The sequence below is a fragment of the Gracilibacillus thailandensis genome, assembly GCF_010994055.1.
Classification (GTDB): Bacteria; Bacillota; Bacilli; order Bacillales; family Amphibacillaceae; genus Gracilibacillus; species Gracilibacillus lacisalsi.
On sequence record NZ_WJID01000121.1, the window covers coordinates 1 to 4,648 of the forward strand.

At 37.0% G+C, this 4,648-nt stretch carries 6 protein-coding genes and 1 other annotated feature; all 6 genes read left to right on the forward strand.

Annotation, left to right across the window (positions count from 1 at the left end; translation table 11 throughout):
• The first annotated feature begins 391 nt into the window (after positions 1–391).
• The 6 genes from GH715_RS20935 to rpmA all read left to right on the forward strand — a co-directional run bounded on the left by GH715_RS20935 (position 392) and on the right by rpmA (position 4,541).
• Complete coding sequence (locus GH715_RS20935) at positions 392–1,168, forward strand: M23 family metallopeptidase (protein WP_153837195.1); 777 nt, start codon at positions 392–394, stop codon at positions 1,166–1,168.
• A gap of 64 nt (positions 1,169–1,232) precedes the next feature.
• Positions 1,233–2,009: a site-2 protease family protein gene (locus GH715_RS20940; RefSeq protein WP_228760374.1), complete on the forward strand. Its 777-nt coding sequence runs from the start codon at positions 1,233–1,235 to the stop codon at positions 2,007–2,009.
• Positions 2,010–2,022: 13 nt separating this feature from the next.
• On the forward strand, positions 2,023–3,471 hold the full coding sequence (locus GH715_RS20945; RefSeq protein ID WP_153837197.1) for a ribonuclease E/G: 1,449 nt from the start codon (positions 2,023–2,025) through the stop codon (positions 3,469–3,471).
• Between the two features lie 35 nt (positions 3,472–3,506).
• Positions 3,507–3,580: a sequence feature (ribosomal protein L21 leader region), on the forward strand.
• Between the two features lie 14 nt (positions 3,581–3,594).
• Positions 3,595–3,903 (forward strand): 50S ribosomal protein L21, encoded by a 309-nt coding sequence (rplU, locus tag GH715_RS20950; protein WP_018931446.1) that lies wholly within the window; start codon positions 3,595–3,597, stop codon positions 3,901–3,903.
• A gap of 12 nt (positions 3,904–3,915) precedes the next feature.
• Entirely contained in the window at positions 3,916–4,248 is a 333-nt protein-coding gene (locus GH715_RS20955) for a ribosomal-processing cysteine protease Prp (protein ID WP_153837198.1), read from the forward strand.
• A 14-nt stretch (positions 4,249–4,262) separates the two neighbouring features.
• Entirely contained in the window at positions 4,263–4,541 is a 279-nt protein-coding gene (rpmA, locus tag GH715_RS20960; RefSeq protein WP_018931448.1) for a 50S ribosomal protein L27, read from the forward strand.
• Positions 4,542–4,648: the final 107 nt, after the last annotated feature.

The window sequence follows — 4,648 nt, forward strand, 5'->3', positions numbered from 1 at the left end:
ATTAAACAGAAAATTTTAGTTTCATGAGTTCAATTCTTTCTATAATCAGAGAACAAAAATAGCGTAGGCAGAATACGGAGACTCCTGTGGGATCAGCACGAGCCGAAGATCCACTTGGTAAAGTGCCTTTCTTTACCAAGTTAGCTCAAGATCGCCCACGGAAAGCGCAGTATTCTGCCGGAGCGGTATCTCAGCACTCCTTATGGAAAGAATGGTGGAAAGTCTCTTTTAAAAAAATTCACTAGTACGCAGTTTATATCAACTTTTCTTGTTGACCATTTGTACTAAAGTGTTTTTGCTGAAGCATTTAAAAGTTTTTTTGTTCCTTTTTCATATTATGATGGTTGTCCACATATATTGTACAAACGTTGGAAAAAAGGAATGGATGCTGATGAAAAAAGATAATCTATCACAAATACGCCAAAATATTACGAAAAGAAAACAATCTAAAAAGAAAATCACATCAACACGCTTATCAGATTTCAAGCGTAATAGTTATGTAAACCAGGCTCACATGGAAGATGAAGAACGACACGGGTATTCTCCGAGTTACGGGGGATATCACAACAATAGTGACCAAGCTTACTTAAAACCGTTTCTTGTTAAAAGTATTGTTGCAGCCATCATCTTTTTTATTACGGTATTTTCAACGGCTTCCAATCAACAATGGCTTGAACAACCAAGGAACTGGGTAAATTACGCGATGACAGAAGAATTTCCTTTTGCAAGTGTGAACGCATGGTATCAAGCTCGATTTGGTGCACCATTTGCTATTGAAGCAGACCTTGATAAATCGGAAACTGCCGAACCTACTGCATTACCTGTTTCTGGTCAGGTTAATCAGACATTCCAAGAAAATGGTGAAGGTATATTGATCTCATCTGAAGAAAATACAGAAGTGATTGCTGTAGAAGAAGGCACGGTTTTATTTGCTGGTAATGATCGTGAAACAGGAAAAACAGTGATTGTCCAGCATGCGGATCGTAGCAAATCTATTTATGGAAACTTAACCAATATTGATGTTCATTCCTATCAATCGATTAGAGCCAATCAAAAAATAGGTACCTATGAACCTTCTGAGACTAATACAGCAATGTACTTTGCGATTGAAAAGAACAGTGAATTTTTAGATCCGATTCGGGTGATGCAAGTTGATGAGCAACCTTAAGCTACCGCCTATTCATATTCACCCTATTTTGTTTTTTTTCTTACTTGTTGCTATACTTACTGGTATGTTAGTGGAATTTTTCATTATTTTTTTAATTGTTTCTATTCATGAATTAGGACATTATATATGCGCTCGCGTTTTCAGGTGGCGAATCCGGCGCATTTTTTTGTGGATTTTTGGTGGAGTTATGGAAACAGATGAGTATGGAACAAGACCAATACGTGAAGAATTTTTAGTAACGATCGCCGGACCATTACAACATATTTGGATCTATTTCATTATCTATATGCTTGATGCGGGCTCCTTGCTGCCAGAATCCACATTAGTACTAGCATATCAATATAATACTTTTATATTGGTTGGAAATCTATTACCAATATGGCCACTCGATGGTGGGAAACTCGTCCAGCTTAGTTTGGATTCTTTTTTTTCCTTTCAAGTTTCTCATAAATGGATGATTATGATATCTGTTGTGACGATTGTTTTTGTAAGTATCTATGTATATAGTCAGGCATGGCTTTCTTTAAGTTTTGTCTTACTTATGATTTTTTTATTTTGGGAAAATCGATTAGAATGGAAACGAAGGTATTTTAAATGGTGGCGTTTTTTATGGAGTAGGTATAGTGAAACCACTAAATTTCGGAAACACAGAGAAATAGAAGTGCCTGCATCGATCAGTTTATTGGATTTGTTTCGTTTGTTTAAAAGAGACACCTTTCATCGGATCAAAGTATATGATCAACATGGAAAGGTTTATTGGTTATCGGAACGAGATTGTTTGCAAAGTTATTTCGATCAGAAAAATATTCACTTGGTGGTAGGACAGTTGCTTACAGGATAGAAAGAGGTTTGACATGAAGAAATTACACTTTTATACAGGTAGTTCAGAAAAAATCGGCATGCTTTTTGAAGAAAAGCAATGTATCGATATCTTTATTGACCGCCAGTCAACAAACGCTCGCCTAGGTTCAATCTATAAAGGTAAAGTGCGAAACGTTGACGAAAGTATTGATGCTGCATTTATTGATATTGGTGAGAAGAAGGTTGGGTTTCTGCCCAAAAGCGAAGTGCCATTTTTGGGCGTAAATGAAAAGCTTTCCTCTTATTTAACAGATGGAGCAAGTATTATTGTTCAGGTTATCAAAGAGGCTTATCAAGAGAAAGGACCAAGACTTACAGCTAATATAACACTTACAGGACAACGAATTATTTATTTACCGTATGGTAATTATGTAGCGAGTTCCAAAAAAATATCGCAAACAGTGTCAGAAAAATGGAAAAATTATTTAAAGGAACAACTTTCTATGAATGAAGGAGTTATATTACGAACAGACATTGCGAATGCTGAAACAGAGCAAGTATTAACTGAATTAAATAATAGCAGACATCTCTGGAGGAAATTGGATAGTGATGCATCACAAAATAAAGCACCATACTTCCTTTTTCAATATCCAATGATTCCAGATCAAATGATTAATCGATATCAAAATGAATCTTTTCAAGATATTACTTTCGATGAACGTCAAACGCTTCAAAAAGCGAAGACAGCTTTTCCTAACCTAGCGGATAGAATGAGGATTAGGAAAGAGGCTAATCAAATTGCTGGTCAAGATGTAAGCAGCTGGTTAACAGAAGCGATTCAGCCAGTTGTTCATAAACAGGATGGTATTACATTAACAGTGGAACAAACAGAGGCTTTGACAGTGATTGATATTGACAGCAGTAAATTTACAAGTCGTCATAACAAACAAGATACCCTCTATCGCATTAATCACCGTTCCGTAAAATATTGTATCGAAGAAATTCGAAAACGTAATATATCGGGAATTATTCTAATTGATTTTCTGAAAATGGCAAAAAAAGAAGAGGCGATCATTTTACAACAGATGAAACAAGCGTTACGAGAAGATCCGGTACGTACAGAGGTGCTCGGATTTACAAAGTTGGGTTTGTTGGAAATGACGAGGAAAAGAGAAAGAACAGGACTCTTGGAACTGATGACTAATAGGGAATTAAATAAGAAACCTGTATTATCAATGGAGACGATCGGCTATCGGTTGGAACGTGAACTGTTAGAGTGGAACCGAAATACGGAATGTTTATTACTTATCATTCATCCAGACCTGTATGCCTTTTGGAAAGAAGAGCTAACAGGTGAAGGCTTATCTAACATACAATTGGAAGTGTATTTTTATACAGATGAAAACATTCCAGATTATCAGGTAATTCGTTCGGGCAGTAAGGAGTTAATTAATTTGTATATAGCTGACAATCCGGAAATAGTCATTGACAAGTTGCTTTAATATATGGTAAGATCGTTTTGTTGTTTATGTAGCACCCGTTGCTACAACCGCGCAGAACAGGTCTTTAAAGCTTTGATAAGCTACCTGTATGGCGAGTCTGAGTCTATGAGGAGGTGCAAGAGAATGTACGCTATTATTGAAACTGGTGGAAAACAAGTAAAAGTTGAAGAAGGTCAAGCAATTTTTGTTGAGAAACTAGCTGCTGAAGCTGGTGAATCAGTAACATTTGACAAAGTACTTGCAGTAGGTGGAGACGATGCAAAATTTGGTACTCCATACGTTGACGGAGCTTCTGTAACTGCGAAAGTAGAAAAACAAGGCCGTCAAAAGAAAATCACTGTATTTAAGTACAAACCAAAGAAAAACTATTCACGTAAACAAGGTCACCGTCAGCCATACACAAAAGTTACCATTGAGAAAATCAATGCATAAGGTTTTGGTTGTATGATTAACGTGATAATTGAGCGTGAACAAACCTATATAAAATCATTTACACTGACAGGGCATGCTGGAAGTGGTCCAGAGGGGCAAGATTTAGTTTGTGCCGCTGTTTCTGCGATCTCTTTTGGTTCTGTCAACGCAGTGTTTACGTTATGTGAGATTGATTTGGATATAGACCAAGCCGGTGATGAAGGCGGATATTTGAAAGTTACCATTCCTGATTCATTGGATGAGCAACTTTTAGAAAAAGTTTCATTACTCTTTGAAGGTATGGTTGTTTCCTTGCAAACCGTTGAGCGGGAATATGGTCAATATATATCCATCTTTGAAAATTAAGGAGGTGCAACAACATGCTACGTCTAGATTTACAGTTTTTCGCAACGAAAAAAGGTGTAGGTAGTACGAAAAACGGTCGTGACTCTGAGTCTAAACGTTTAGGTGCTAAACGTGCAGACGGTCAATTCGTTTCAGGTGGTTCAATCCTTTATCGTCAACGCGGTACAAAAGTTTACCCAGGTGTAAACGTAGGCCGTGGTGGAGATGACACACTTTATGCTAAAGCAGACGGTGTGGTTAAATTCGAACGCCAAGGACGCGATCGTAAAAAAGTAAGTGTATATCCTGCATAAGGAAATAAAAAAGGCTCTAATCTTTCAAGGTTAGAGCCTTTTATTTTGAACTTACAAATAGGAAAAATTCGGCTCTATACTAAATGTGGTGGTGCTTCCTGGAGTGA

What these genes read in the sequence shown, in the direction of transcription:
- GH715_RS20955 (WP_153837198.1), top strand. Translation starts at nt 3,916, where the DNA reads ATGATTAACGTGATAATTGAGCGTGAACAAACCTATATAAAATCATTT.
- GH715_RS20935 (WP_153837195.1), top strand. Translation starts at nt 392, where the DNA reads ATGAAAAAAGATAATCTATCACAAATACGCCAAAATATTACGAAAAGA.
- rpmA (WP_018931448.1), top strand. Translation starts at nt 4,263, where the DNA reads ATGCTACGTCTAGATTTACAGTTTTTCGCAACGAAAAAAGGTGTAGGT.
- rplU (WP_018931446.1), top strand. Translation starts at nt 3,595, where the DNA reads ATGTACGCTATTATTGAAACTGGTGGAAAACAAGTAAAAGTTGAAGAA.
- GH715_RS20945 (WP_153837197.1), top strand. Translation starts at nt 2,023, where the DNA reads ATGAAGAAATTACACTTTTATACAGGTAGTTCAGAAAAAATCGGCATG.
- GH715_RS20940 (WP_228760374.1), top strand. Translation starts at nt 1,233, where the DNA reads ATGTTAGTGGAATTTTTCATTATTTTTTTAATTGTTTCTATTCATGAA.